The 26,702-nt window shown below is 63.4% G+C and carries 33 protein-coding genes, 1 tRNA gene and 1 other RNA gene; 17 read left to right on the top strand and 18 right to left on the bottom strand.

Features of this window, described 5'->3' with window-relative positions; all coding sequences use genetic code 11:
• Positions 1–36 precede the first annotated feature (36 nt).
• Positions 37–1,050 carry a polyprenyl synthetase family protein gene (locus tag AC07NV_RS18640; protein WP_495167886.1) on the bottom strand — a complete coding sequence of 338 codons (1,014 nt, stop codon included), beginning with the start codon at positions 1,048–1,050 and terminating at the stop codon, positions 37–39.
• A 108-nt stretch (positions 1,051–1,158) separates the two neighbouring features.
• Here AC07NV_RS18640 and AC07NV_RS18635 point away from each other — a divergent pair, with 108 nt between their 5' ends.
• Together AC07NV_RS18635 and AC07NV_RS18630 are read left to right on the top strand one after the other, a co-directional pair.
• Positions 1,159–1,443 carry a chorismate mutase gene (locus AC07NV_RS18635; RefSeq protein ID WP_495167885.1) on the top strand — a complete coding sequence of 95 codons (285 nt, stop codon included), beginning with the start codon at positions 1,159–1,161 and terminating at the stop codon, positions 1,441–1,443.
• Complete coding sequence (locus AC07NV_RS18630) at positions 1,440–2,135, top strand: glutathione S-transferase N-terminal domain-containing protein (RefSeq protein ID WP_495167884.1); 696 nt, start codon at positions 1,440–1,442, stop codon at positions 2,133–2,135. The genes AC07NV_RS18635 and AC07NV_RS18630 overlap by 4 nt, the downstream gene beginning before the upstream one ends.
• A gap of 212 nt (positions 2,136–2,347) precedes the next feature.
• On the opposite strand, the gene AC07NV_RS18625 is transcribed toward AC07NV_RS18630, so the two are convergent.
• From AC07NV_RS18625 to AC07NV_RS18585, 9 genes are all read right to left on the bottom strand, one after another.
• The gene (locus tag AC07NV_RS18625) at positions 2,348–3,652 is read right to left on the bottom strand and encodes a sensor histidine kinase (protein ID WP_495167980.1); all 1,305 of its coding nucleotides are present in this window, start codon (positions 3,650–3,652) and stop codon (positions 2,348–2,350) included.
• 105 nt (positions 3,653–3,757) lie between these two features.
• A complete protein-coding gene (locus tag AC07NV_RS18620; RefSeq protein WP_495167883.1) occupies positions 3,758–4,420 on the bottom strand; it encodes a response regulator transcription factor in 663 nt (220 codons plus the stop codon).
• A gap of 112 nt (positions 4,421–4,532) precedes the next feature.
• Entirely contained in the window at positions 4,533–4,841 is a 309-nt protein-coding gene (locus AC07NV_RS18615; protein ID WP_495167882.1) for a PepSY domain-containing protein, read from the bottom strand.
• Positions 4,842–4,928: 87 nt separating this feature from the next.
• Positions 4,929–5,003: transfer RNA gene (locus AC07NV_RS18610), tRNA-Val, on the bottom strand.
• A gap of 158 nt (positions 5,004–5,161) precedes the next feature.
• Complete coding sequence (locus AC07NV_RS18605) at positions 5,162–5,434, bottom strand: HU family DNA-binding protein (RefSeq protein ID WP_242778456.1); 273 nt, start codon at positions 5,432–5,434, stop codon at positions 5,162–5,164.
• Positions 5,435–5,600: 166 nt separating this feature from the next.
• A complete protein-coding gene (gene lon, locus AC07NV_RS18600) occupies positions 5,601–7,997 on the bottom strand; it encodes an endopeptidase La (RefSeq protein ID WP_495167881.1) in 2,397 nt (798 codons plus the stop codon).
• A gap of 134 nt (positions 7,998–8,131) precedes the next feature.
• Positions 8,132–8,467, bottom strand: coding sequence for a YbaB/EbfC family nucleoid-associated protein (locus AC07NV_RS18595; protein ID WP_495167880.1), 336 nt, complete (start codon positions 8,465–8,467; stop codon positions 8,132–8,134).
• A complete protein-coding gene (locus tag AC07NV_RS18590) occupies positions 8,464–10,179 on the bottom strand; it encodes a DNA polymerase III subunit gamma/tau (protein WP_495167879.1) in 1,716 nt (571 codons plus the stop codon). The genes AC07NV_RS18595 and AC07NV_RS18590 overlap by 4 nt, the downstream gene beginning before the upstream one ends.
• 9 nt (positions 10,180–10,188) lie before the next feature.
• Positions 10,189–10,479, bottom strand: coding sequence for a hypothetical protein (locus AC07NV_RS18585; protein ID WP_495167878.1), 291 nt, complete (start codon positions 10,477–10,479; stop codon positions 10,189–10,191).
• Between AC07NV_RS18585 and AC07NV_RS18580 the strand changes: the two genes are divergently transcribed.
• The gene (locus AC07NV_RS18580) at positions 10,480–10,686 is read left to right on the top strand and encodes a hypothetical protein (protein WP_495167877.1); all 207 of its coding nucleotides are present in this window, start codon (positions 10,480–10,482) and stop codon (positions 10,684–10,686) included. It begins immediately after the preceding gene.
• Here the strand turns inward: AC07NV_RS18580 and ffs are convergent.
• The 4 genes from ffs to AC07NV_RS18560 all read right to left on the bottom strand — a co-directional run bounded on the left by ffs (position 10,685) and on the right by AC07NV_RS18560 (position 13,123).
• Positions 10,685–10,782, bottom strand: an RNA gene (gene ffs / locus AC07NV_RS18575) — signal recognition particle sRNA small type. The genes AC07NV_RS18580 and ffs overlap by 2 nt on opposite strands.
• Before the next feature lie 39 nt (positions 10,783–10,821).
• A complete protein-coding gene (bla, locus tag AC07NV_RS18570) occupies positions 10,822–11,697 on the bottom strand; it encodes a class A beta-lactamase (RefSeq protein WP_495167876.1) in 876 nt (291 codons plus the stop codon).
• Positions 11,697–12,032 (bottom strand): 2Fe-2S iron-sulfur cluster-binding protein, encoded by a 336-nt coding sequence (locus tag AC07NV_RS18565; protein ID WP_495167875.1) that lies wholly within the window; start codon positions 12,030–12,032, stop codon positions 11,697–11,699. Before AC07NV_RS18565 ends, bla begins: the two co-directional genes overlap by 1 nt.
• Positions 12,032–13,123: a cysteine desulfurase family protein gene (locus tag AC07NV_RS18560; protein WP_495167874.1), complete on the bottom strand. Its 1,092-nt coding sequence runs from the start codon at positions 13,121–13,123 to the stop codon at positions 12,032–12,034. Before AC07NV_RS18560 ends, AC07NV_RS18565 begins: the two co-directional genes overlap by 1 nt.
• Positions 13,124–13,263: 140 nt before the next feature.
• On the opposite strand from AC07NV_RS18560, the gene AC07NV_RS18555 reads away from it, so the two are divergent.
• Positions 13,264–13,920, top strand: a complete 657-nt coding sequence (locus AC07NV_RS18555) for an alpha/beta hydrolase (RefSeq protein ID WP_054588059.1) — start codon at positions 13,264–13,266, stop codon at positions 13,918–13,920.
• Positions 13,921–13,961: 41 nt separating this feature from the next.
• Here the strand turns inward: AC07NV_RS18555 and AC07NV_RS18550 are convergent, their stop codons facing one another.
• The gene (locus AC07NV_RS18550) at positions 13,962–14,126 is read right to left on the bottom strand and encodes a hypothetical protein (RefSeq protein WP_495167873.1); all 165 of its coding nucleotides are present in this window, start codon (positions 14,124–14,126) and stop codon (positions 13,962–13,964) included.
• Between the two features lie 113 nt (positions 14,127–14,239).
• On the opposite strand from AC07NV_RS18550, the gene rpiB reads away from it, so the two are divergent.
• From rpiB to AC07NV_RS18520, 6 genes are read left to right on the top strand one after another with little or no spacing between them, the layout of a single operon-like run.
• A complete protein-coding gene (gene rpiB, locus AC07NV_RS18545; protein ID WP_495167872.1) occupies positions 14,240–14,692 on the top strand; it encodes a ribose 5-phosphate isomerase B in 453 nt (150 codons plus the stop codon).
• Positions 14,689–15,996, top strand: coding sequence for a serine hydroxymethyltransferase (gene glyA, locus AC07NV_RS18540; protein WP_495167871.1), 1,308 nt, complete (start codon positions 14,689–14,691; stop codon positions 15,994–15,996). Before rpiB ends, glyA begins: the two co-directional genes overlap by 4 nt.
• Before the next feature lie 4 nt (positions 15,997–16,000).
• Complete coding sequence (locus AC07NV_RS18535; protein ID WP_495167870.1) at positions 16,001–16,219, top strand: hypothetical protein; 219 nt, start codon at positions 16,001–16,003, stop codon at positions 16,217–16,219.
• 3 nt (positions 16,220–16,222) lie between these two features.
• Positions 16,223–16,687, top strand: a complete 465-nt coding sequence (gene nrdR / locus AC07NV_RS18530; RefSeq protein WP_039573215.1) for a transcriptional regulator NrdR — start codon at positions 16,223–16,225, stop codon at positions 16,685–16,687.
• Positions 16,684–17,409: an RNA methyltransferase gene (locus tag AC07NV_RS18525; protein WP_495167869.1), complete on the top strand. Its 726-nt coding sequence runs from the start codon at positions 16,684–16,686 to the stop codon at positions 17,407–17,409. The genes nrdR and AC07NV_RS18525 overlap by 4 nt, the downstream gene beginning before the upstream one ends.
• 29 nt (positions 17,410–17,438) lie before the next feature.
• On the top strand, positions 17,439–17,669 hold the full coding sequence (locus tag AC07NV_RS18520) for a hypothetical protein (RefSeq protein WP_495167868.1): 231 nt from the start codon (positions 17,439–17,441) through the stop codon (positions 17,667–17,669).
• Between the two features lie 13 nt (positions 17,670–17,682).
• On the opposite strand, the gene AC07NV_RS18515 is transcribed toward AC07NV_RS18520, so the two are convergent.
• Positions 17,683–17,997 carry a chorismate mutase gene (locus AC07NV_RS18515; protein WP_495167867.1) on the bottom strand — a complete coding sequence of 105 codons (315 nt, stop codon included), beginning with the start codon at positions 17,995–17,997 and terminating at the stop codon, positions 17,683–17,685.
• A gap of 200 nt (positions 17,998–18,197) precedes the next feature.
• Between AC07NV_RS18515 and rpsD the strand changes: the two genes are divergently transcribed.
• Positions 18,198–18,809: a 30S ribosomal protein S4 gene (gene rpsD, locus AC07NV_RS18510; RefSeq protein WP_495167866.1), complete on the top strand. Its 612-nt coding sequence runs from the start codon at positions 18,198–18,200 to the stop codon at positions 18,807–18,809.
• Positions 18,810–18,874: 65 nt separating this feature from the next.
• Here rpsD and AC07NV_RS18505 read toward each other — a convergent pair whose 3' ends face one another.
• Positions 18,875–20,836, bottom strand: coding sequence for an alpha/beta hydrolase family protein (locus AC07NV_RS18505; protein WP_495167865.1), 1,962 nt, complete (start codon positions 20,834–20,836; stop codon positions 18,875–18,877).
• Between the two features lie 160 nt (positions 20,837–20,996).
• Between AC07NV_RS18505 and AC07NV_RS18500 the strand changes: the two genes are divergently transcribed.
• The 5 genes from AC07NV_RS18500 to AC07NV_RS18480 are packed head-to-tail and all read left to right on the top strand — an operon-like array spanning position 20,997 to position 25,557.
• Positions 20,997–22,679 carry a M28 family metallopeptidase gene (locus tag AC07NV_RS18500; RefSeq protein ID WP_495167864.1) on the top strand — a complete coding sequence of 561 codons (1,683 nt, stop codon included), beginning with the start codon at positions 20,997–20,999 and terminating at the stop codon, positions 22,677–22,679.
• A gap of 18 nt (positions 22,680–22,697) precedes the next feature.
• Positions 22,698–23,681 carry an agmatine deiminase family protein gene (locus AC07NV_RS18495; RefSeq protein ID WP_495167863.1) on the top strand — a complete coding sequence of 328 codons (984 nt, stop codon included), beginning with the start codon at positions 22,698–22,700 and terminating at the stop codon, positions 23,679–23,681.
• Entirely contained in the window at positions 23,681–24,001 is a 321-nt protein-coding gene (locus AC07NV_RS18490; protein ID WP_495167862.1) for an energy transducer TonB, read from the top strand. Before AC07NV_RS18495 ends, AC07NV_RS18490 begins: the two co-directional genes overlap by 1 nt.
• 28 nt (positions 24,002–24,029) lie before the next feature.
• Positions 24,030–24,881, top strand: coding sequence for an N-carbamoylputrescine amidase (gene aguB / locus AC07NV_RS18485; RefSeq protein ID WP_495167861.1), 852 nt, complete (start codon positions 24,030–24,032; stop codon positions 24,879–24,881).
• Positions 24,882–24,900: 19 nt separating this feature from the next.
• Positions 24,901–25,557: an FABP family protein gene (locus AC07NV_RS18480; RefSeq protein WP_495167860.1), complete on the top strand. Its 657-nt coding sequence runs from the start codon at positions 24,901–24,903 to the stop codon at positions 25,555–25,557.
• 2 nt (positions 25,558–25,559) lie between these two features.
• Here AC07NV_RS18480 and AC07NV_RS18475 read toward each other — a convergent pair whose 3' ends face one another.
• The gene (locus tag AC07NV_RS18475; protein WP_495167859.1) at positions 25,560–26,180 is read right to left on the bottom strand and encodes a PilZ domain-containing protein; all 621 of its coding nucleotides are present in this window, start codon (positions 26,178–26,180) and stop codon (positions 25,560–25,562) included.
• Positions 26,181–26,423: 243 nt separating this feature from the next.
• Here AC07NV_RS18475 and AC07NV_RS18470 point away from each other — a divergent pair, with 243 nt between their 5' ends.
• A complete protein-coding gene (locus AC07NV_RS18470) occupies positions 26,424–26,552 on the top strand; it encodes a hypothetical protein (protein WP_495167858.1) in 129 nt (42 codons plus the stop codon).
• The last annotated feature ends 150 nt before the right edge of the window (positions 26,553–26,702 follow it).

The following is a 26,702-nucleotide window of genomic DNA, read 5'->3' as shown; positions in this document are numbered from 1 at the left end:
AAATGGAATCCCGCTGTCGCGGGAACGGCTCAAATATCAATAAGCGCGCGCGACGGCGAAGGCGACCGCCTCGGTCAGGGCCGCTTTGGCCTGGCTCGCACGGAAGCCGCCGATCGCATCGACCGCGCGCTGGCCATAGTGGCGTGCGCGCGCCAGCGTGTCTTCGATCGTGCCATGTTTGCGGAGCAGGCTGGTCGCAAAGACAAGATCCTCGTCCGACGTCCGGTGGCCGGTGATCGCGAGCTTCCAGAATTCGCGTTCCTCGGTGTTGCCGCGCGCATAGGCAAGGATAACGGGCAGCGTAACCTTGCCGTCGCGGAAATCGTCGCCGACCCCCTTGCCCATCGTCTCGGCGTCCGAAACATAGTCGATCGCATCGTCGACGAGCTGGAACGCGATGCCAAGGTTGCGGCCATAGGCGTCGAGCGCCGCCTCGGTTGCGTCGTCGCGTTCGGCGACGACCGCGGCGATCTGGCACGCCGCGGCGAAAAGTTCGGCGGTCTTGGCGTTGATGATCGCGAGATACTGATCCTCGCTCGTTTCGATCCGGCGCTGTGCCGAAAGCTGGTTGACCTCGCCCTCCGCGATCACCGCCGACGCGTGCGACAGGATTTTCAGCACCTTGAGCGACCCGTCCTCGACCATCACTTCGAACGCGCGGCCTAGCAGAAAATCGCCAACGAGCACCGAGGCGCTGTTGCCCCAGATGTTGTTTGCGGTCTTGCGGCCGCGGCGCAGGTCCGATTTGTCGACCACATCGTCGTGGAGCAATGTCGCGGTGTGAATGAACTCGACCGCCGCGGCGAGCTTGCAATGGCGGCGGCCGGGATAGTCGAGCAGCTTCCCGCACGCGAGCGTCAGCATCGGCCGCATCCGCTTGCCGCCCCCCGCGATCAGATGACCGGCGAGTTCGGGGATCAGCGGGACTTTCGACTGCATCCGGTCGAGAATGACCGAATTCACTTCGTTCATGTCGGCGGCGACAAGCGCCATCATCGGGTCGAGCGAAGGCGGCCGGTCGCCGTGAAGCTGATGAATTTCCGCAGTCATAACGCGGCGAGCCTTGGCGCCGCGGTCACGATTTTGCAACGACTTTCGGCTTGCCACCGCCCCCTCGCCGGTGCCAAGCGTTCGGGGCAAGAGAGGAGCCGCGCACCCATGGACGACCAACTGAGCCGCTATCGCCAAAGCATCGACAATATCGATGCCGCGCTCGTCTATATGCTCGCCGAGCGGTTCAAGGTGACCAAGGCCGTGGGCGAGCTGAAAGCACGCGGCGGCCTGCCCCCCGCCGACCCTTCGCGCGAGGAGCGCCAGATCGAACGGCTGCGCAGCCTCGCCCGCGATGCCGATCTCGATCCCGAATTCAGCGAAAAATTCCTGCGCTTCATCATCGAGGAAGTGATCCGCCACCATCAGCAAGTGCGCGAGGCCGGAGTATGAGCGCCGAACATCCGATCTTCGCGCGTTGGCCCGCCCGGCACCCCGACCGGCTCCAGCTCTTTTCCGCCCCGACGCCGAACGGCGTGAAAGTCGGCATCATGCTGGAGGAAACGGGCCTCGCCTACGAACCGCACCGGATCGATATCATGGCGAACGAGAGCCATGACCTGGCCTTTCTCGCGCTCAATCCCAACGGCAAGATCCCCGCAATCTACGATCCCGAAGGTCCGAGTGGAAAACCGCTGGCGCTGTTCGAATCGGGGGCGATCCTGCTCTATCTCGCCGATAAGAGCGGCCAGTTTCTGTCGGCGGATCCGAACACGCGCTATGAGACGATCCAGTGGCTGATGTGGCAGATGGGCGGCGTCGGTCCGATGTTCGGCCAGCTCGGTTTCTTCCATAAATTCGCCGGCCGCGAGTATGAGGACAAGCGCCCGCGCGATCGGTATGCGGCCGAATCCTCACGGCTGCTTGGCGTGCTCGACGAGCGACTGGCGACACGCGAATGGGTGATGGGTGCCGAGTACAGCATCGCCGACATCTCGCTGCTCGGCTGGGTCCGCAACCTGATCGGCTTTTATGAAGCGCGCGAGATCGTCGGATTCGATCGGTTCGGCCATGTGAAGCGCTGGCTCGATGCGGGGCTGGCAAGGCCGGCGGTGCAGCGTGGGCTCGAAGTGACCGCTGCCTGACGGCAAGAAGCGGAACGAATGTCGGCTAACGACAGATTACGGTCGTTGGCATCCCTGCCATGCCTCCGGCAAAGGGAAGATATTTCCTTCCTCGTCACCCCGGACTTGATCCGGGGTCCATGACTTCAGCACTGCGGTGGATTCCGGATCAAGTCCGGGATGACGAAAACGTGGATTGTCCGCTCCCTCCCCCCAAAGCGGCCACCGATTCCCTATCCCGCGGGCAGCCTGAGCCGCACCAGCAATCCGCCCAAATCCTCGCTCTCTTCAAGCCCGATACTGCCGCCATAGATTTCGGCGACATCGCGAACGATCGCGAGACCAAGCCCGGTGCCCGGTTTGCCGCTGTCGAGCCGCACGCCGCGATCGATGACGCGGTCACGGTCGGAGAACGAGATGCCGGAACCATCATCCTCGACGATGATTTCCGCCATCCCGGCCTCATGCTGGATCGTCACGAACACGCTGCCGCCACCATATTTGGCCGCGTTTTCGAGTAAATTGCCGACCAGCTCGTCCAGATCCTGCCGCTCGACCCGCACGACAAGCTGCTTATCGCCTGCAGCGTCGAGCCGCACATTGGGATAAAGCGCGGCAACCGCACGCGACACGCTGTTCACGCTGTCCCACACGACCGCACGCGCCTGCGCCGCCCCGCGCCGCCCGACCGCGCGCGCGCGCGCCAGATGATGGTCGACCTGCCGTTGCATCGTCGCCGCCTCGCGGCGCACCGTTTCCGCCAACTCCGTATCCGAGCTCGTCGCACTGTTGACGAGAACGGTCAGCGGGGTCTTGAGCGCGTGGGCCAGGTTGCCGGCGTGAAGCCGCGCTTCTTCGGCCTGTTTCTCGTTATGCGCGAGCAGCGCGTTCAGTTCGTCGACCATCGGCTGCACCTCGAGCGGCAGCGGCGCCGTGACGCGGCGGTTCTGTCCGCCGCGCATCGCGGCGATCGCCCGCCGGATATGGCGCAGCGGCCACAGACCATAGAAGGTCTGGAGCGCCGCGAGGATGATCAGGCCGAGGCCGAGCAGCGCGAGGCTTGGAATCAGCGTCGCCCGCACCGCGCCGACCTGCGTATCGAGTGCCTCGCGCGACTGCGCGATCTGGTAACGCCAGTTCGTCTTGCTGCCCGGCAGGATGACATTGCGTTCGAGGATGCGCAGCTCTTCGTCCGGAAACTGGTTGCTGTCATAGGTGTGGATCTGATTGTCGATGTGCGGCGTCGGCGCTTTCAGCGAGCGTTCCCACAGCGAGCGTGAGCGATAGGGCTCCTGCTCGCCGCCGCTGATCTGCCAATAGAGGCCGCTGTACGGCTCGAGGAAACGCTGGTCGCCCAGCGGTTCGACCAGCCGCACCTCACCGTCAGGCCCGATCTCCGACGAGCGGATCATCGCGATCAGCACATATTCGAGGCTGGAATCGAAGTTGCGCGTGATCGCGCCGGTCAGCACCCGGTCGAGCGCGAAGCCGCCGCCGATCAGCAGCACCGAAATCCACAGCGCCGCAATCGCAATCATGCGCCGCGCGAGCGAACCGGTGATACGGCCGCTCAGCGCCGCCGGTTTGTCCGCCGCGTCCGGGTCCGTTTCGACCGCCGGGGCGACGTCGGCCTCTGCCACAGCTTATTGCGGATCGTCGAGCTGGTAGCCGAGCCCGCGGATCGTCGTGATGATGTCGGCGCCGAGCTTTTTGCGGATGCGCGTCACGAACACTTCGATCGTGTTCGAATCGCGGTCGAAATCCTGATCGTAAATATGCTCGATCAACTCGGTGCGCGACACGACCTTGCCCTTGTGGTGGAGCAGGTACGACAGGAGCTTATATTCCTGCGCAGTCAGCTTCACCGGTTCACCGGCCAGCGTGACGCGGCCCGAGCGTGTGTCGAGGCGCACCGGCCCCGCAATCAACTCGCTCGACGCATTGCCCGCAGCGCGGCGGATCAGCGCGCGCAGGCGGGCGATCAATTCTTCGGTCTGGAACGGCTTGGCCAGATAGTCGTCGGCACCGGCATCGAGTCCGGCCACCTTGTCGGACCAGCTGTCCCGCGCGGTGAGCACAAGCACCGGGAAGTTGCGCTTTTCGCGGCGCCACCGGTCGAGCACCGTCAGTCCGTCGATCTCGGGCAAACCGAGGTCGAGGATCGCCGCGTCATAATTTTCGGTCGCGCCAAGGAAATGGCCGTCCTCGCCATCGGTCGCCAGATCGACCGCATAGCCCGCGCCTTCCAGCGTCGCCTTCAGCTGCGGTCCCAGCGTGGGTTCGTCTTCGACAATCAAGATCCGCATTCAGGCGCCTTTCCTTTGCGGTCCGACGGGGCCGGCCGCATGTTTCGACTGTGTATCAAGTCCGGACGATCATCGCAAAATGTCGTTGCGATGAAACGTAGATATCGGGGTGTCAGGGTTTGCGTCCCACGATCCGGCCGGTGCGGGCATCGACATAGACAACAACCACTTGGCTGCCGTCCATGAATTTCAGCGCATAGATCATCCGGTCCGCGTCGAATTGCGGGCCGCCGAGATAGCTCATCTCATTATAAGGCGGACGCGAACGGATTTCGGCGATCAGCCTGTTGAGCGGAATCACCTGCCCTTGCGCCGCCGCTTCGCGCAGATTGTCCTGATCGCGATCGCCGCGCGCAAACGCAGGCGAACCAGCCGAAATCAGCAGGGCGGAGGCGAGGGAAAGGGTCAAAGTGCGGATCATGGCCGTTTCTCTAATGCGAAAGCATTGAATAGGCGATGAATGGCCCGGTCAGCGAGGGTTTCGTTTCCGGGGATACCGCCAAGGTCATGGTGGGCGCGGCAGGGATTGAACCTGCGACCCCACCCGTGTGAAGGGTGTGCTCTACCACTGAGCTACGCGCCCGTTCCGAATTGGACATGTCCGATCTTCGAAAGCCGGACGTCCATAGCCGCTGCGACGATGATTGCAACGGGCATTCGCATCGAAACTGCCAGCCGATGCAAATCGGGCCGCAGCTTTCGCCGCGGCCCGAAATGTTTTTCACCCAAAGGGGGCACCGATCAGTTGACGGCGTCCTTGAGGGCCTTGCCGGCCTTGAACTTGGGCTGGTTCGACGCCGCGATGGTCATCGTTTCGCCGGTGCGCGGGTTGCGACCGGTCGATGCCTTGCGCTGGCTGACCGCGAAGGTGCCGAAGCCAACGAGACGGACTTCGCCGCCCTTCTTCAGCGAACCGGTGATCGCGTCGAACACGGCCTCAACGGCTTTGCTCGCATCACCCTTGGTCAGGCCGCTCGAGTCAGCGACGGCGGCGATCAGGTCTTGTTTGTTCATGCCTAAGGAACCCCTGCTTATGGTTGGTTAAATGATTCATGGTCTCTGCCATGGCGCGCCACTAACGCCGTTTCGCCCCACCTTGTCAAAGCAAAAAGCGGCGAGAAACGCCCCAAAACGACGTTTTTGCGACGAAAAGCCCGCTCGCCCCGACCGCAGCGAGCGGTCAGTGGCGAATCGTGGTTTCGGGATCCGTACCCGGGGAAACCAGCGGCGAAGCGGCAAGTTCGTCAGCTTCGGTCCATTCGATGGGCACGACCGGACTCACCAAGGCCACCGCCAACACCTCATCGACGTGGCTGACCGGAATGATCTTGAGCCCCGTCGTGATATTCGCCGGGATTTCAACCAGATCCTTTTCATTTTCTTCGGGGATCAGCACGGTCGTTATCCCGCCTCGGAGCGCCGCGAGCAGCTTTTCCTTGAGCCCACCGATCGCCAGAACGCGGCCGCGCAGCGTGACTTCGCCGGTCATCGCGACATCGCGGCGCACCGCAATTCCCGTCAACGTCGAAATCATCGCGGTCACCATGCCGACGCCAGCCGAGGGGCCATCCTTCGGCACCGCGCCTTCGGGCAAGTGGATGTGGATGTCCTTGCGCGCGAACAAGCTCGGCTTGATGCCATAGGCGGGCGCGCGCGCCTTCACGAACGACAGCGCCGCCTGCACCGATTCGGTCATCACTTCGCCAAGCTTGCCGGTCGTACGGACCTGCCCCTTGCCCGACGCGGTAACCGCCTCGATCGTCAACAATTCGCCGCCAACCTCGGTCCACGCAAGCCCCGTAACCGCGCCGACCTGGTCTTCCAGATCGCCCATGCCGTGGCGGAATTTACGGACGCCTGCGAATTCGGAAAGATTGTCCGGCGTAACGGTGACGCTTTCCGTTTTGCCTTCCAGAATCCGGCGCAGGGCCTTGCGCGCCAGACGCGCAATCTCGCGCTCCAGCGTACGCACGCCGGCTTCGCGGGTGTAATAGCGGATAAGATCGCGGAGACCTTCTTCGGTCAGCTCGAACTCGCCGGCCTTCAGCCCATGCGCCTCGACCTGTTTCGCGATCAGGTGGAGCTTGGCGATCTCGACCTTCTCGTCCTCGGTATAGCCTTCGAGCCGAATGATCTCCATGCGGTCGAGCAACGCCTGCGGCAGGTTGAGCGAGTTCGCTGTCGTGACGAACATGATGTCCGACAGGTCGACATCGACCTCCAGATAATGATCCTGGAATTTGCCATTCTGTTCGGGGTCGAGCACTTCGAGCAACGCCGACGCCGGATCGCCGCGGAAATCCTGGCCGAGCTTGTCGATCTCGTCGAGCAGGAACAGCGGATTCATCGTGCCGGCCTTTTTGAGGTTCGTCACGATCTTGCCCGGCAGCGAGCCGATGTAGGTGCGGCGGTGGCCGCGGATTTCGGCCTCGTCACGCACGCCGCCGAGCGACTGACGCACGAATTCGCGGCCCGTCGCCTTCGCGATCGAACGGCCAAGCGAGGTCTTGCCGACGCCCGGAGGGCCGACGAGGCAGAGGATCGGCCCCTTCAGCTTGTTGGTACGCGCCTGCACCGCGAGATATTCGACGATCCGGTCCTTGACCTTTTCGAGCGCATAATGGTCGTCGTCGAGGACGGCCTGCGCCTTTGCGATATCCTTCTTGAGCTTCGACTTCTTGCCCCACGGCAGGCCGATCAGCGTGTCGAGATAATTGCGAACGACCGTCGCCTCGGCCGACATCGGCGCCATCGCGCGCAGCTTCTTGAGCTCGGCCTGCGCCTTCGCCTTGGCTTCCTTCGACATTTTGAGGCTGTCGATCTTGAGCTGCAACTCGGCGAGGTCGTCACCGCCCTCGCCATTGTCGTTACCGAGCTCGCGCTGGATCGCCTTCAACTGCTCGTTGAGATAATATTCGCGCTGGCTCTTTTCCATCTGGCGCTTCACGCGGCCACGGATCTTCTTTTCGACCTGCAGCACGCCGAGTTCGCCTTCCATGAAGGCGAAGACCATTTCGAGCCGCTTCGACGGTGCATCCTCGACAAGCAAGCCCTGCTTGTCGGAAACCTTGATATTAAGGTTGCCCGCGACCGAATCGGCGAGGCGCGAAGCGTCCTCGATCTGCGACAGCTGCACCGCGGTTTCGGCGGGCATCTTCTTGTTGAGCTTGGCGTAATTCTCGAACTGGTCGACGACCGAGCGCATCAGCGCCGCAGTATCGACGCTGTCGTCGACCGTGTCCGCAACAGGCTTCACACTCGCCATGACGGTCTTGTCGTTGCTGGTGAGCGCCAGCAGCTTCGCGCGCTCCTTGCCTTCGACAAGGACGCGGACGGTGCCGTCGGGAAGCTTCAGAAGCTGCAGCACGGTCGCAATAACGCCGACATCGTACAGATCGTCACGCTGCGGGTCGTCCTCGCCCGGATCGAGTTGTGCGACGAGGAAGATTTCTTTGTCGCTTTCCATCGCGGTTTCGAGCGCGGCGACCGAACGGTCGCGGCCGACGAACAGCGGCACGATCATGTGCGGGAAAACGACGATGTCACGCAGCGGAAGAAGGGGATAAGATTGCGTCATTACGGCTCCTGGACGGGCGCCGCGACCGGACGCACCGCCCTTCTATAGGTGGTTCATCGCTAATATGGCGTAACTTCGCACGCATTCAATGTCGCTGCGCTAAACCGCGCGCCCCAGAGGGATTTGGGGCCGGCTCAGAACGGCAACTTGAAGCCCGGGGGCAGCGGCAGGCCGCTCGTCATCCTGCCCATTTCCTCGTTGCTCGCCTGATCGGCCTTTTCCCGCGCGTCGTTAAACGCAGCGGCGAGGAGATCTTCGAGCATCTGCTTGTCCGAGAGAACGATCAGGCTGTCGTCGATGCTGATCGACTTGATGCGGCCTTTCGCGCTCGCAAGAATCTTAACAAGACCGCCGCCCGAGACGCCTTCGACCTCCACACTGTCGAGCTTCGCCTGCGCCTCCTGCATCTGGGCCTGCACCGTGGCGGCGGCTTCCTGCGCCGCCTTCATCATTTCTTCGATCGATTTCATGGGTTCGACTTATGGCGATTATCGGCTTCGTCGACAAGCCTTGCATCGGGAAAAGCGGCCAAAGCGGCCTTCACGACGGGCAATTCGCGGATTCGCGCGTCATTGTCGGCAAGCGTCGCGGCGCGGATGCTGCCAAGGCTCGGGCGCCCCTCGCCTTCGCCAGCACGGACGTGCCAGCGGCTGCCCGTCGCGGCGAGCAATGCGTCACCCAGATCGCGTGCGAACGACGCGTCGAGCGCGGCGACAGGCGCGAAAACAAGGCTACCGGGCTCAAGGGCAATGATTCGCAGATGATCATAGACATGGACCGCAAGCCTGTGATTTCCCGCGCTTTCAAGGAGTTGATGAATCTGCGCGACAGTCAGCGATGCGGCTGGCTCGGCGTTTGCAGGCATCGCGGCTTCAGCTTCGGCGACCGGTTCAGCGGCCATATTTTCCTGTCCCGAGGGCGCCGACGGTGCGGCGAGCGGCATCGCCGGAACGCCACCCTTTTCGAGCAATTTTGCAAGCTCGCCCGGGTCGGGCATCGCGGCAGCGTAGATCACGCGGAGCAGCAGCATCTCGAGATGCTCGAGCGGATTGTTTGCGCGCAGGACCTCGTCATGCCCCTTCAGAAGCAATTGCCAAAGCCGGTTGAGCGGCGCGAACCCGAGCTTTTGCGCCCAGTCGCCGATGCGTTCGCGGTCAGCCTCGGCCAGCGCGGGATCGTCGTGGCGCGACACTTTGGCGAGGGTCACAGCATGGGTCAGGTCCATCAGCCCGCGCACCATCGCAACCGGCTCGATTCCGAGCGCATATTGGGCGCGTGCAAGGTCGATCGCGCCGCCGGCATCGCCTTCGAGGATCGAAGCCATCAATTGTCCGATCGCCGAACGGTCGGACAGGCCGAGCATCACGCGAACCTGCGCCGCACCGATCATCCCGCCGCCATCGAGATCGGCATGCGCAATCGCCTGATCGAGGATCGAGAGGCCATCGCGCACCGATCCCTCGGCGGCGTTGGCGATCAGCCAGATCGCGGGTGCCTCGGCCTCGACGCCTTCCTTTTGCAGGATCGAACTGAAATGCGCGAAAAGCATGTCGGGGGTGATGCGGCGGAGGTCGAAACGCTGGCAGCGCGACAGCACCGTCACCGGCACCTTGTTCACTTCCGTGGTCGCGAACAGGAATTTGACGTGCGGCGGCGGCTCTTCCAGCGTTTTCAGCAATGCGTTGAACGCGTTACGCGACAACATATGCACTTCGTCGATGATATAGATCTTGTAGCGCGCCGACACGGCAGCGTAACGCACCGCCTCGATAATCTCGCGCACGTCGTCGACGCCGGTGTTCGATGCGGCGTCCATCTCGATCACGTCGATATGGCGGCCCTCGGTGATCGCGCGGCACGGTTCGCACACGCCGCACGGATCGATCGTCGGCCCGCCCTGCCCGTCGGGGCCGATGCAGTTGAGTGCCTTGGCGATCAGGCGCGCGGTCGAGGTCTTGCCGACCCCGCGCACCCCGGTCATCAGGAACGCATGCGCGAGCCGGTCGCGCGCGATCGCATTGCCGAGCGTGCGCACCATCGCATCCTGACCGATCAGTTCGGCAAAGGTTTGCGGGCGATATTTGCGGGCAAGGACGCGGTACGGGCCGCTCGACGGCTGCGGCGCGGCCTCGGGCAGGTCCATTCCCGGCATCGTGGGTTCGTCGTCGGCGGAATCGCTCATAGGCTCGTCTTAGGAGGTCGACTTGCCTTTGTCGAAAGCAAGATGCACCTTCACCCGATGTTTCGCGATCAGGACAAACTCGACCATCTGTACAACCGCGCCCTGCACATTCAGGCAGGGCTTCGGAACGGTTTTTGCGAGCCGATCTTCCGCGCCTTGGCCATCCGGAATTATGATCATGGGCAAGTCCTGTTCGCATGCGATTTCGCGGCCGAAAAGATGCGCGGCAATCATCCCGCATCGTCGACCTACTGGTATCGAAAAGCATGGCGAAGCGGCGATGCGAATGCGGCGCAGCATATGGCGATGAACTGCTTCGCGGCGAATGACCTGCAAGGTTACCGTCGCTGGTTGCGCCGTGCCGCGCGGCTGGGCGACACCGAAGCCGCCTTCGAACTTGGCAAGTTCGCGACGCGACTGCCCTACGCGCGCCTCCGTGCAATCCGCCGCATACGCCCGGAATACCGGCGCAAGACCGGCGGCGCCCATTCGTTCGACATGTGGTAAGGGTGGGAGCCGGAACGACCCGCAGCGAATTCGTTGCGGCTGCTTCCTTCCGGACCTGACCGGGTTGGCGAAGACTGCGTCCGCCCGACTCCCGCGGCGCATATGGCGGGGGCGCAGGCGAAAAGCAAGGGTCGGCTAGGGCAGGTCGCGAACGACCGCACGGGCGATGTCGGCAATCGTCGCATTCGCGGCATCGCCCTCGACCGCCGGCCGGTCCAGATAGACCGCAATCATATATTTTGCGCCGCCCGGTTCTTCGACAAATGCGACGTCATTATAGGCCGTGCCGCACGTTCCCGTCTTGTCACCCGCCAACCAGCCTTGCGGCAACCCGGCACGGACGCGTTTCAGGCCGGTCTCGCTCTCGATCATCCAGCCGCGCAATTGCCCCCGATAATCCGCATGCAGCCGGTTGCCGAACACGTAGGAAGCGGCGCCTTTCGCCATCGCCGCCGGGCTGGTCGTGTCGCGCACGTCGCCCGGCGCGTTTTCGTTCAGTTCGGGCTCGATCCGGTCGAGCCGGGTCACCGTATCGCCTGCGCGGTGGAGCGCGGCAGTGAAGACCGCAGGGCCGCCCATCTGTTTCAGGATCAGATTAGCGGCCGTGTTGTCGCTGAGCACGACCGCGTCGCGTGCTGCAAAACCGAGCCGCTGCTCGCCCTTCCCGTCCGGCCCGAGCAGCTTTTCGGTTCCGGGCGAATAGGGAATGAGGTCCTCTCGCGCGAAAGAAAGCGGCGTCCGCAGTGATACACCGCCCGCCGCGCGCTCGAGCACCTGCCCCGCCAGCAGCAGCTTGAAGGTCGAGCACATTGCGAAACGCTCGTCGGCGCGGTGGCCGAATAACAGATTGCCGCGCGCGTCCGTCACCGCGACGCCGAGCCGGCCGCCGCTTCGCGTCTCGATATCCGTGACCTCTTTGGCGAGGATCACCGAATCGCCGGTCGGTTCACGCAGCGTAGCGGCACAAGCCGAGGTTGCGAGCAGCGCGGCGAGGATAAGGGCGCGTTTCATCAGCGGGGCCCCTGCATGTTGCGGCTTTCGCCGGGGATATGCACCGTCAGACCGTCGAGATCGGCGGTCAGCAGGATCTGGCAGGCGAGGCGGCTCGTCCGCCGCACCCCGGCGGCGAGGTCGAGCATATCCTCTTCCATTTCGCTCGCAGGCGGCAAGCGGTCGAAATCCTCTTTCGCGACGATGACGTGACAGGTCGAGCAGGCCATCTGGCCCTCGCACGTCCCTTCGAGCGGCATCAGATGCGCCTGCGCGACGTCGAGCAGGATCGAGCCCGGCTCGGCCTCGGCCTCGGTGCGGCCCTTGCCGTCGGCGTGGATGAAGGTGACGTGCATTAATTCACCCCCTGCAAGCGTGCGGCGTCCCTGATCGCAGTCAGGCCGTCGCGCAGCTCCTGCTCTGACGTGTAGCGCCCCCAGCCGAGGCGGATCGACGCGCGTGCATCGACCTCGCTGACCCCCATCGCGCGCAGCACATGGCTGACCTTGCCCGACCCGCTACCGCACGCGCTGCCGAGCGAAAAGGCGATTTCGCGGGCGTCGGACATCAAGCGAAGGCCGTTCACGCCCTCGCGTCGGACGTTGAGATTGCCATGATAGCGGCGGGTCGCATCGCCGTTGATCGTCCATTCGGGGAGCAGATCCAGTGCGAGCGACCAAAGGCGCTCGACATGTTCGCCGTCGGCCTCGAACCGGTCCGATGCGAGCGCCGCGGCGGCGCCGAAACCGGCGCAGAGTGCCGGAGATACGGTGCCCGATCGCATCCCCTGCTCCTGCGCGCCGCCAAGCATGAACGGCGGCAAATCGACGCCGTCCTTGACCCACAGCGCACCGATCCCCATCGGCCCGTGAATCTTGTGCGCCGAAATCGCGATCAGATCGGGACCTTCGGGGATCGCGACGCGGCCATAACCCTGCACGGCATCGCAGAGCAAAAGACTGTTCTTCGCATGAGCGGCGGCGGCGAAGTCGGCCACCGGCTGGATCGTTCCAACCTCATTGTTCACGAGCATCGTCGCCACAAGCCCGCCTTCGGGGATCAGCGCGTCCTCCGGTGGCAGCGCCAGTCCGTTGGCATCGACAGCCAGGATCGTTGCGTTCAGCCGCTCCAGGCATTGCAGCGACGCAGCATGTTCGATGCTGAGCCCCGCGACACCGCCCGGCATCGCGTCGGCGCCGCGCAGCAAAGCCCAGTTGAGCGCCTCGGTCGCGCCCGAGGTGAAGAAGACACGGCCGCCCTTGGGCAGCAGCGCCGCAACCTGATCGCGCGCAACCTCGACCGCCGCCGCGGCAGCGCGTCCCGCTTTATGCGTGCTCGAGGGATTGCCGAAGCTGGCATCTTCCCCTGGCCCTGCCAGCCAGCGCAGCATCGCTTCGCGCGCCTCGGGAGCGAGCGGCGTCGTGGCTTGGTAGTCGAGGTAAATCATCCGGCGGACAGGTCCTTATTGCGAGCGATTCGCAAAAGTTGCAACATGCTACGCAATTTCTATATAGGCGCCATCTTCGCTCCGCCACCCTGCCAACCCGGCGATTCGGTCGTGAGCTCAAAAAGATAAGAGGTGCCCCCATGCCCGACGTGATTTTCCCCGGCCCCGAAGGCCGTATCGAAGGCCGTTTCTCGCCCCCGCCGCGCCCGCGCGCGCCGGTCGCATTGATCCTTCACCCGCATCCGCAGGGCGGCGGCACGATGAACGACCGCATCACGCAGGCGATGTACAAGAGCTTCGTCGCGCGCGGCTTCGCGGTTCTCCGCTTCAATTTCCGCGGTGTCGGCCGCAGCCAGGGCACGTTCGACAACGGCATCGGCGAACTGAGCGATGCCGCCTCGGCGCTCGACTGGGTCCAGTCGATCCATCCCGAGGCGCAGACGACGTGGATCGCGGGCTTCAGCTTCGGCGCGTGGATCGGTATGCAGCTTTTGATGCGCCGCCCCGAGATCCGCGGCTTCCTGTCGGTCGCACCGCCGGCGAACATGTACGACTTCAGCTTTCTCGCGCCCTGCCCTTCGTCGGGCATCATCGTCGCGGGCGGCCAGGACGAGATCGTCCCGCCGGGCGCGGTGCAAAAGCTCGTCGACAAGCTGCGCACGCAAAAGGGCATCACGATCCATCACGACGAGATCCCCCGCGCGAACCACTTCTTCGAGCATGAGCTCGACCAGCTGATGAAGTCGCTCGATAATTATCTGGATATGCGGCTCGCGCCCGATTCGCCGATCCGCTGACGATATCCGTCGCCTCCGCCATCGCGGGGGCGACGGGCAAGTTACTTTACCGGTACCAGCCAGACCGCGACATTGGCGAACATCACCAGCGCAGCGATGAGCATCAGCAGCGCGCGGCGGCGATCGCCCTTGCGAAAGATATAGACGGCACCGCCCGCGAGGAGGACGCCGGTCAGCATCAAAATAGAGATGATCGTGTCGGACATAGGGGCCCTTTATCGGGGGCGTCACAAATTTGCCACCTCGCTTATGGTCAATCCGCGCGGCTTCGCCTAAAGCGCGCTCATCGATTCCCTTGACCCATGCGGGAGCCGCGCCGATGCGCATTGCCATAGCCTCTGACCACGCCGCTTACGAGCTGAAAGCCCTCCTCGCGGACTGGCTTCGCGAACAGGGCCACGAGGTCGAAGACCTCGGCACCAACGGCCCCGATAGTGTCGATTATCCCGACTATGGCTATAAGCTTGCCGAAGCGATTGCCGATGGCCGCGCCGAACGCGGCGTCGCGCTCTGCGGATCGGGCATCGGCATTTCGATTTCGGTCAACCGCAACCCCGCCGCGCGCTGCGCGCTCGTATCCGAGCCGCTTTCGGCGAAGCTGTCGCGCGAACATAATGACGCGAACGTCATTGCGATGGGGGCGCGGCTGACCGGCATCGACATGGCCAAGGCCTGCCTCAAAGCCTTCCTGACCACCGAATTCGCCGGCGACCGCCATGCGCGCCGCGTCGACAAGCTTTCCAACCCGCCCCAACTGGAGACCAGCCGATGACCACAAACACACTCGACAAGCCCATCAAATCGGCCGGCTATTTCACCGACGGCGTCGGCACCGTCGACCCGGCGGTCGCGGCGGCGATGAAGCACGAGCTCGACCGCGAGCAGTATCAGATCGAACTGATCGCGTCGGAAAACATCGTCTCGAAGGCCGTGCTCGAAGCACAGGGCAGCGTTTTCACCAACAAATATGCCGAAGGCTATCCCGGCCGCCGCTACTATCAGGGCTGCGCCCCGTCGGACGAGGTCGAAACCCTCGCAATCGATCGCGCGAAGCAGCTGTTCGATTGCGGCTATGTCAACGTCCAGCCGCATTCGGGCGCGCAGGCGAACGGTGCGGTCATGCTCGCGCTGACCAAGCCCGGCGCGACGATCCTTGGCATGAGCCTCGACGCCGGCGGTCACCTGACCCACGGCGCCGCGCCCGCCATGTCGGGTAAATGGTATAATGCCGTGCAATATGGCGTGCGCCCGGACGACCATCTCGTCGATTTCGATCAGGTCGAGGCACTGGCGAAAGAACATCGCCCGACGTTGATCATCGCGGGCGGCTCGGCCTATCCGCGCACGCTCGATTTTGCGCGCTTCCGCGCGATTGCCGACGATGTCGGCGCGCTGCTGATGGTCGACATGGCGCATTTCGCGGGTCTCGTCGCCGGCGGCGCCCACCCCTCGCCGCTGACCCACGCGCATGTCGTCACCACGACGACGCACAAGACGCTGCGCGGCCCGCGCGGCGGCATGATCCTGACCAATGACGAAGCGATCGCCAAGCGCATCAATTCGGCAGTGTTCCCCGGCCTGCAAGGCGGCCCGCTGATGCACGTCATCGCGGCAAAGGCCGTTGCGTTCGGTGAAGCGCTGCGCCCCGACTTCAAGGATTATGCCAAAGCGACCGTCGCCAATGCGCAGGCGCTGGCGAACCGGCTCAAGGCCCGCGGCGCCGACCTTGTTGCGGGCGGCACCGACACGCATCTCGCGCTGATCGACCTGCGTCCGCTCGGCATCACCGGCCGCGACGCCGACGAAGCGCTCGAGCGTTCGGCGATCACCTGCAACAAGAATGGCATCCCCTTCGACCCGCTGCCGCCCGTCAAGACCAGCGGCATCCGCGTCGGTTCGCCCGCGGGCACAACGCGCGGCTTCGGGGTCGCCGAGTTCGAGGAAATCGGCGACATGGTCGCCGACGTGCTCGAAGCGTTGCGCGACAAGGGCGAGCATGGCGACGCCGATGTCGAAGCGAATGTCCGGGGCCGCGTCCGCACTTTGTGCGAACGCTTCCCGATCTATCAGGGGTAAAACAATGGCGCGGCAGCATCCCGAGGAACCCACGCTGGTCGAAGTGACGATCGAAGAGGTCAAGGCGATGGGCAAGCAGGGCATGGCCCATCCCTCGACCCGTCCGGTGCTCACCGGCGGCGTCGTGGGCGCTGTCGTTGGTGCCGTGCTGCCCGTCGTGAGCTGGCCGGTTGGCCTGCTCGCCGGGGCGGCAATCGCGCTTTACAGCCGGGTGAAACGCTAACCGATGCGTTGCCCCTACTGCGGCCATGAAGACAGCCAGGTGAAGGACAGCCGTCCGACGGAGGATGGCGCCGCCATCCGCCGCCGGCGCCAGTGCGAGGATTGCGGCGCACGTTTCACGACGTTCGAACGCATCCAGCTCCGCGAAGTCGGCGTCACCAAAGCCGACGGCCGCCGTGAACCCTTCGACCGCGAGAAATTGATGCGCAGCATCCAGATCGCATGCCGCAAGCGACCGATCGACGGCGCGCGGATCGAACGGCTGGTGTCGGGCATCCAGCGGCAACTCGAAACATCGGGCGAGAGCGAGGTCCAGGCACAGCAGATCGGCGGCATGGTGATGGAAGCGCTCAAGGGCTTCGACAGCGTCGCCTATATCCGATTCGCCAGCGTCTACCGCGAATTCACCGAAGCGAAGGATTTCGAGGAGTTCGCCTCTTCGGTCACCGAGGCGGCGCACAAAAATTGAGCCTCGCCCCGCCCCCCGTCATCGTCCTCGTCCGTCCGCAGCTTGGTGAGAATATCGGCAAGGCGGCCCGCGCCATGCTCAATTTCGGGCTGACCGAACTCCGGCTCGTTACCCCCCGCGATGGTTGGCCCAATCCCGACGCCGGTCCGGCATCGGCCGGCGCCGACATCGTGCTGGCCGAGGCGAAAGTGTTCGACAGCCTCGCCGAAGCGGTTGCCGACTGCACCACCATCTATGCCACCACCGTGCGCAAGCGCGGCGTGATGAAACCCGTGCTGACCCCCGAAGCGGCGGCGCGCGAGGTTCATGCCAGCTCAGGCCGGTCTGCCTATGTCTTTGGCGCCGAGCGCTCGGGCCTCGAAACCGACGATGTCGCGCTGGCGCACGCCATCGTCACGGTACCGATCAACCCCGAATTCGCATCGCTCAACCTCGCGCAGGCGGTGATCCTGCTCGCTTATGAATGGTCGAAGGGCATCGCGCTTGCGAGCCCGCCCGAAGTGCCGCTCGACCCGACCGCGCCGCACGCCGAACTCGAAGAATTAATCCAGCATCTGGTCCGCGATCTCGATACGAGCGGTTATTTCGTCCCGCCCGAGCGCACCGACGCAACGCTCCGTACCTTGCGCACCGCGCTCACCAAGACCGGCTGGTCACACAATGATATCAGAATGATGCATGGCATCATAACCTCACTTGGCAGAACGCCCCGGTCGCGATAACGGGTGGGTTTCGCCCTTGGAGACCCTCAATGCTGACTCTCGTACTTTCCCTCGCTCTCTCCACCGCCACCCCCGAGGCAGCCGTATCGCCGCCGGCGACCAGCGAAACGAAGCCCGTGAAGCCGAAGATGGTTTGCCGTGCCAACAAGAGCACCGGATCGCGTCTCAAGAGCCGTATCTGCAAGACGCAGGAAGAATGGGATGGCCAGCAGAGCGATGTCCGGAATGATGCCCGGCTACGGAGTGTCAGCGGCAACTGAGCCCGATTGACGATCAGCGACCGGCGCGCAGGCTATCCCACCGGATAGCCTCATAGGCGATCGATTGCTCGACCAGTTCGTTCCAGACCGCCCGCAAGCGCTCGGGCTGGAGACCTGCGGCTTCGGCTTCGCGTGCGACATTGTCGAGCACTTGCGCCTTGCGCGCTTCGTCGCGAACCGCACTGCGGTCGGCCTTGATGCGCGCAGCGGCATCCATATAACCGAAACGGCGAACGAGGAGTTCGACAAGCGCGCGGTCAACCGCGTCGACGCCCGCGCGCACATCGGTCATTGTTTCACATTGTTCGGGAAGTTTGGCGGACGTCATGCGCGCTGCCTTTAGCGGCTTTTTCCATTCTGTCGAGCGGACCTTGACCGCTTGACTTTACCCCCCTCGCCGTCTAACCGCGCGCCTTCGCAATGGACCCCGCACCCCGGTGAAGCGGCGGTCGCATATGGCATCTGGCCATATGGTGCGACCCGGGAACCGCCGAAATCCTTCGGCACACAGCAAGTTGGAGACGACATATGTCGAAGCGCCATAGCGCCAAGTATAAACTCGACCGCCGGATGGGTGAAAACATCTGGGGTCGCCCGAAGAGCCCCGTCAACCGCCGCGAATATGGCCCCGGCCAGCATGGTCAGCGCCGCAAGAGCAAGGTGTCGGATTTCGGCATCCAGCTCCGCGCGAAGCAGAAGCTGAAGGGCTACTACGGCGACATCACCGAAAAGCAGTTCAAGAAGAACTATTTCGAAGCATCGCGCATGAAGGGCGACACCGGCCAGAACCTGATCGGCCTGCTCGAACGCCGCCTCGACGCGGTCGTTTACCGCTCGAAATTCACGCCGACGATCTTCTCGGCGCGTCAGCTCGTCAGCCATGGTCACGTCTATGTGAACGGCGTGAAGTGCAACGTCGCCAGCCGTCTTGTGAAGCCGGGCGACGAAGTCACCCTCGGCAAGAAGGCGCAGGAAATGGCGCTGGTTGCCGAAGCGCAGAGCCTGCCCGAGCGTGATCTTCCCGAATATCTGGCGGTCGACGGCACCAAGTCGACCTACGTCCGCGTTCCGACGCTCGACGAAGTGCCCTATCCGGTGAAGATGGAACCGAATCTGGTCGTCGAATTCTATTCGCGCTGATCGCGTTCGATACCGAATTCAAAGGGGGCGGTCCGGAAACGGGCCGCCCCTTTTCGTTGCGCCCATCATTTCGGCAGAAAGGCGGCGATCCGGCTCAACATATCGGTGCGCGCGTCGCTGCCGGCCAGACTGTGCGCCAGACCGGGGTACTCGATCAGTTCGGCGGTTCTGCCCGCATCTTCGATCGCGCGTTTCATCCGCCGCGATTGGTCTATGTCGACATTCTGGTCGAGCGCCCCGTGAAACATCAAAACCGGCGCCTGAATCGCGGCGGCATTTTGCGCCGGCGATCCCTCCCGGATGTGCGGTCCGCTTCCGATAAAATCGCGAGCCAGCGCGCCCGTCGTGTATTTTTCGGCCTCCTGCTTCAATTTGGCGAGGTCGGTTACGGGTGCGATCGCAACGATCTTTTTGAACAGAGTCGGAGCAAGCGCGCCGGATTGCAGCGCCGCATAACCACCATAGGACCAGCCGACGATCGAGAGTCTGGCCGGGTCGGCCCCCTCTTTCACCAGCCAGCGCCCGGCATCGGTCACATCGCCAACGGCGGTACGCCATGATTTGAAGCCATTGTTTTGATACCATTGGTCGCCATAGCCCGACGATCCGCGAAAATTCGGCTGAACGACGGCATAGCCCTTTTGCGCGAAAAATTGTGCGATCCAGTCAAAACCCCATTCGTCGCGCGCCGAAGGGCCGCCATGCGGCATCACGATGGCCGGCAATCCCTTGGCATCGGCGCGTCCCGGCGGCAGAGTCAGATAGCCGGGTATCATCGTCCCGTCGGCGGCTGCATAGCTGATCGGCTTTACCGGCGACAGGGTCTGCCCGGCCAAAAGCGGGCGATCTTCCAGCAAGGGGCGAAGCTGCTTTTCAGACGGCGTGTAACGATAATAGCGGCCGGGATCGACGTCGGACCCCGCCCAGACGAGCCACTGCCGCTCGTCTGCCGAGGCATCGACGAAATAGACATCCTTACCGCCCAAGGCACGCGACAGCGCCTTTGCCATCGTATCCACCTTGGGATCGGTCGTCACCATATGTCGTCGTTCGGTGACATAGGTGGCGCCCACCACCCGCATGTCGCGGCCGACGCGGACCAGCCTGTCGACGTCAACCTCCGGATGCTGAAACAATATCGATCCCTTGCCGGTGCCGTCGAGTTGCACGGCGCTGACGGTATAACGCCCGTTCACCTTGGCAAAACCGATGGCACGGTCGGTCGCGGCATCAACCGCCACCGCATCGAAACCCTGATTGGTCGTCATATCCACAGCCGACAGGGGTTGCCATGCACCGCCCCCGCGCGGCCGGAAGAAATAACGCACGGTGCGGCCCAGATACTGGGTCTGGCCGGCCGTGCCGTGAACCGCCATCACCCGCACCGCCCCTTTGCCGTCGGAGATATATTCGGTCGCATCGCGGCGCGGTTTTTCGACGACCTTGGTCGCGCCCGTGGTGGCATCGACCAGGTCGACGCCCATCCCGTCGGCGTCTTTGGTGATCAACGAAGCACCGCGAAGATTGGCCTCGGGAACATAGCTGCGCATCATCAAGACGCTGCCCGGCGTTCCCGGCTGCCAATCGATGACGCTGCCGCCGCGAAAGTCATAACCGATGGCATTCGACCCACGCTGCTTGCTCAGGACCTTGGTATTGCCACCCGCGGCATCGACCCCGACCAATGTGGTGTAGCCATAAATCTGGCCGCCATATTCCTGCTGACCGCCCACCTGACAGATCAGCCGCGCATCGCTGGCCCAGTTGCACCAAAGCAAAATTTCGGGGTCGCCGGTCGCGCGCAAAATACGAAGCGGCGCCTTATCCTCGCCGATATGGATCACGAAAAGATCGTTTGCCCGCCCCTTGCCAGGCGCGATGAAAGCCAGTTTCTGCCCATCGGGCGACAGGCTCGCCTGACTGACGCCGGGCAGCGTTCCGAACGAGCGCGCCGCGTCCCCTTCCTGCGCCTGCGCCGCACCGACGACGAGCAAAAGCCCCGACAAACCCAGGAAGCGCCCCAGCATCCGATACCCCCCTGTTATTCCATCCCGTTTTTCCATTGCTAAGGATATTGGCATCGATTTCCAAGCAACAATGATTCCGCGGCGGTGGCGACGCTTGCACCCGCGGCATCCGGCTGGCACAAGCCCGGTCGTCGCAAACGAAACTTTCCAAGGAAACTCCATGCTTCGCTTCCCCAGAGCCGCCGCGGCCGCCGCGGTCCTTTTATCCGTTGCCGCGTGCAACACCTCCGACAAGGCGGCGACTTCCGCTACCGCCATTCCCGACGTCCAGATCCCCGAACTGTCGCTCGCGACGTTGCAGGAAGTGACGAAGGAACTGTCGTCGGACGCCTTTGAAGGCCGCGCTCCCGGCACCCCCGGCGAGGAAAAGACCGTCGCCTATATCATCAAGAAATATGAGGAAGCGGGGCTGAAGCCCGGCAACAACGGCAAGTGGACGCAGGACGTGCCGCTGGTAGAAATCGCCGCGAAGAATGCGACCCCGTTGAACTTCACCGGCGGCAAGACGCCCGTCACCGCGCAATATGCCAAGGACTATGTCGCGTTCAGCTATCGCGTGCAGCCCAAAACCGCGATCAAGGACAGCGACGTCGTCTTCGTCGGTTACGGCATCGTCGCCCCCGAAAAGGGCTGGAACGACTATGCCGGGCTCGATGTGAAGGGGAAGACCGTCGTCGTCCTCGTCAACGATCCCGACTGGCAGACGAAGGAAGCCAAGGGCGAATTCAACGGCCGTGCGATGACCTACTATGGTCGCTGGTCGTATAAATATGAGGAAGCCGCGCGGCAGGGCGCTGCGGCGGTGCTGATCGTCCACGACACCGAACCCGCCGCCTATGGCTGGAACGTCGTTGAATCGAGCAACACCGGCGCCAACTATCTGGCCGAAACCATGGATGGCGGGGCGAAGGAAACCGTCGCCAACGGCTGGATCCAACTTCCGAAAGCCAAGGAACTCTTCGCGAGCGCCGGACAGGACTTCGACAAGCTGCGCGCCGACGCGGGCAAGAAGGGCTTCAAGCCCGTCGCGCTGACCGGCGTGAAAGCGTCGTTCGGCTTCGACAACGAGATTTCAAAGAAGATGTCGCGCAACGTCATCGGTGTCCTGCCGGGTGCGAAGCGTCCCGACGAATATATCCTCTACACCGGCCATTGGGATCACCTCGGCCGCTGCACGCCCGTCGCGGGCGACGATATCTGCAACGGCGCGGTCGACAATGCCAGCGGCATCGCAGGCCTCGTGACCTTGGCGCAGGCGTTCCATAAGGCGGGCGCCCCCGATCGCAGCATCGTCTTCCTGTCGGTGACTGGTGAGGAATCGGGGCTACTCGGATCGAAGTTCTACGCCGAAAACCCGGTCTTCCCGCTCGCGCAGACGGTCGGCGGCGTGAACATGGATGCACTGAACGCAATCGGCCCGGCGAAGGACATCGTCGTCGTCGGCCGCGGCAAATCCGAACTCGACGCCTATGTCGCCAAGCTCGCGCAGATGGAAAAGCGCGTGATCAAGGACGAACCGACCCCCGAAAAGGGCTTTTACTATCGTTCGGACCACTTCAGCTTCGCCAAGCTCGGCGTGCCGATGTTCAACTTCGGCAGCGGCGACGACCTGGTCGAAGGCGGCGTCGAAGCTGGCAAGAAGGCGGCCGAAGACTATGAAAAGAACCGCTATCACGCACCGGGCGACGAATATGAGGCGATCACCAACTGGGGCGGCATGATGTCCGACCTGCGCCTCTATTACGCCGCAGGCCGCATGCTCGCGATGACCGATGCATGGCCGAACTGGAACAAGGGCGACGAATTCCGCGCCGCCCGCGACAAGTCGCGCGCCGGCAAATAAGCGAAAGAGTGCGCGCCCATGACGCTGACAATGCCTGCCGAATGGGCGCCGCACGACGCCGTCTGGATCGGGTTCCCGCACCTCGCCGAAGAGTGGGCCGGGGCAATCGATGAAGGGCGGCGCGACGTCGCCGCCTTTGCCAACGCCGTGAATGACGGCGGCCGCGGCGAGGAGGTGCGGCTCGTGGTCAACGACGCGCGGCAGGCGGACATCGCCGCCGCGCTCGTCGATCCGGGCGTGCGCATCCTGATCCAGCCCTTGGGCGATATCTGGCTGCGCGATACCGGGCCGATCATCGCCGGCACGGGTGCCGCGCGCCGCGCGCGCAATTTCGAATTCAACTGGTGGGGCGAGAAATTCGTCATGCCGGGCGATCAGGAAATCGGCGCCGCGCTCGCCGCCGGATCGGGTTTGCCTGTGGACGATCAGGACTGGGTGCTCGAGGGCGGCGGCATCGACGTCGACGGCACCGGGCTGTGCGTCACGACCGAAGAGTGCCTGCTCAACACCAATCGCAACCCGACGCTGACACGCGAGGATATCGCTGTGCGACTGCACCAGTCGCTCGGGATCGAGCGTCTGCTGTGGCTCGGCAACGGGCTCGTGGGCGACCACACCGACGGCCATGTCGACAATCTCGCGCGCTTCGTCGGCGAAGGGCGGCTCGCCCTGCCCGTCGCGGCGGGTTCGGACGACCCCAATGCGCATATCTACGCCGATGCCCGCGCACGCACCGCAGCGTTCGGCGGGGTCGAGATCATCGACCTTCCCTCACCCGGCCGCGTCGAAGTGGGCGGCGAGGTCGCGGCAGCGAGCTATATGAATTTCTATATCGGCAATAGTATCGTGGTCGTGCCGACCTATGGCGTTGCGAACGATCAGGCGGCGGTCGACACGCTTGCCGCACTCTTCCCTGACCGACGCGCCGTCGGCGTGCCCGCGCGCGGGATCATCGTCGGGGGCGGCAGCTTCCACTGCTCGAGCCAACAGGTGCCTAGGTGATGATTTCCGTAGCCTTACTCGCGCTTGCGTCGACCCCGGCAATACCGGTCGCGCGACAACGCTGGTTTGACAAACTGGATTATCCAAGTGATGCGCTCGGTGCTGGGGCGCAAGGCGCTACCGAGTTTCAAATTCTCATTGGAAACGACGGCAAACCGAAGAGCTGCCGGATTCTTAAGTCGGCAGGCCACCCATCGCTCGACGAAGCCACCTGCAAGATTATAATGCGCCGTGCTAGGTGGAAGCCCGCGCTCGACGATTCCGGGCAGGCCGTCGAGAGCAGCTTTTCAAGCCGCTTTACGTGGATCATTCCTCGTTAGACCGGGCGTCAAATCGAAGGCAACTAACATGACCCGCACCATCACCGTCGCCGCGCTGCAGCTTCCCTTGCCCGGCCCCGTCGAGCCGAACATCGAGGCCGTCACTGCGCTTGTCGAAGAAGCGGCCGCGAAGGGTGCGCAAGTTATCCTGCCCCCCGAACTCTTCGAAGGTCCCTATTTCTGTCAGGTCGAAGACGAGGCGCTGTTCGCCAGCGCCCGGCCGACCGCCGAGCATCCGAGTGTCGTGGCGATGCAGGCGCTCGCCGCAAAGCTGAAGGTCGCGATCCCGACGAGCTATTTCGAAAAAGACGGGCCGCACTATTACAACACGCTCGCGATGATCGGCCCCGATGGCAACATCTTGGGGACGTACCGCAAGAGCCACATTCCCGATGGTCCCGGGTATGAAGAGAAATATTATTTCCGCCCCGGCAACACCGGCTTCAAGGTCTGGGACGTTTTCGGCACGCGCATCGGCGTCGGCGTCTGCTGGGACCAATGGTATCCCGAATGCGCACGCGCGATGGCGCTGATGGGCGCCGAACTCCTCTTCTATCCGACCGCGATCGGCAGCGAGCCTTACGACGCCGACCTCGACACCAGCCGCATGTGGCGCCGCGCGATGCACGGGCACGCCGTGTCGAACTGCATGCCGGTGATTGCCGCAAACCGCATCGGGACCGAAGACGACGCCAGTTTCTATGGCCACAGCTTCATCACCGACGAATGGGGCGACATGACGCAGGCGTTCGGCGCGGCCGAAACCGGGGTGCTGATCGAGACGATCGACCTCGACCGTGCAGCGAAGCATCGCGCGGGCATGGGCTTCTTCCGCGATCGCCGGCCGCAGCTCTATGGGCGGCTTGTCGAAGACATCTGAACGCAGCTTGGGGGCCGCAATGATATTACCCGACGACATTTTCACCGAGCCCGAGGACGTCGATCCCGAAACGCTCGCCCACTTGGGCCCGTTGCGCCGCCTTGCGGGCATCTGGGACGGGCAGCGCGGGGTCGATATCAATCCCAAGGCCGACGGGCCCGAGACGCGCGAATATTATGAGCGAATCGAGATGCAGCCGATCGACCCGCAGGCGAACGGGCCACAGCTATTCTACGGGCTGCGCTACCACCTCCACGTCAACACGCGCGAGGAAGAGATCAGCTTTCACGATCAGGTCGGTTACTGGCTCTATGAAGCAGCGACCGGGCTGATCCTGCAAACGCTGGCGATTCCGCGCGGCCAGATCGCGATTGCAGCAGGCCATGCCGAACCCGATGCAAAAAAGCTCGTCCTGAAAGCGACCCGCGGGCAAACCGACTATGGGATCTGTTCGACGACCTTCCTCGAACTCGCCTTCCGGACCGACAGCTATCAGATTACCGTCGATTTCCACGACGACGGAACGTGGAGCTATGTTTCGGATACGACGCTGATCGTCAAAGGCCGCGACGAGCCCTTTCTGCATCGCGACCGCAACAGGCTGACCAAGATCGGCGAACCCGATCTCAACCCTTGGGCGAAGATCGTCCGGGGCGCGAGCGCTCCCACAAAATAGGCTCAGCTTTCGAAGCGGCGAATGCTCTCAAGGTCGGCGCGATCGAGCGGCTGGGTGAGCCAAAGGCCGCCCCGCCCCGCCCGCGACCAACGAACGATCGCCTTGCGCCGGACGTTGCCGGCCAGCACCAGCTCGAATTCCTTGCCGACTTCCAGATGGCCGTCATGGATGAAACCGGCGCCATTTTGCGACAGATCGACCAGTTCGATCTGGCTCGTGCCATCGTCGGTCACCGCCTGCGCCTGCGTGCGCACCGGCAGGCGCGGCTGGCGATAGCCGGTGGCGCGTTGCTCGGCCGCCAATTGCTTCAAGACATCGGCGACGTCGACTTCCTTGTCGAACGCAACGCCGCACCGTCCTCCCTCCGACCATACGACATCGCCTTGCAGCGTCACCGTATCGGAAAGTGCGATTTCCAGCTTCTCGCCGACGGTGATCGGAACCTCGGCGGCAAGCATCATGCCCTTGTCGGAAATATTGCGAACCCGCCACAGACCCGCGTCGCCATTGCGCACCACCTTCGCGATGCGCCAGACCGTGCGGTAACGATCACCGCCACGGCGATCTTCGCCAGCGGCCATGTCCTGCTCCTCTACCGGATCGGAGAAGCGCCGTTGGTTCATGTCATCTACCTTATCGAAGCAGCATTGAATGGAAGCAGAACTTCCTGCCTATACTGCAAAACACACAATCCCCACTTCACCACATTACTTGAATTAATCTTATAATTCAATCGTATTGCGGATCATAGTAAACGTCGCTTCTGTCAAGAATGCGGAGATGCATCACTCCGACGTGCCGCCAGCTGCGTCAAATTCATATTATGCATATTTTACGGCGCGAGAGTGCCGGGATTAAGTGCCAGAATGGCAGGTATCGACGATGCCACCCATCGCTGCGACCGGTCGGCCGAACCGAGCGGCGCTTTGCAGCATGAAAGCGAAACTACGCTTGACGGCATCAACTCTACCGATCAAGTTGAGTTGCCGGTTTGATCCCGACCGGCGCAGGCCTTTTTCCCGGGATCCGCGGCTTTTGACCGGGAAGCAGCTTGCTCCGCGTTACCAACAGCTAAAGCGCGCGATGCTCAGGCGACAGCGCCAGGTATCGTGTTCCCCTCAGTCGATGAGGTGATACGATGCACG

The organism is Sphingopyxis sp. GW821-FHT10B01, assembly GCF_059415685.1.
The sequence above is the reverse complement of the archived record's forward strand: the minus strand, read 5'-3'. Positions and strand labels throughout refer to the sequence as shown.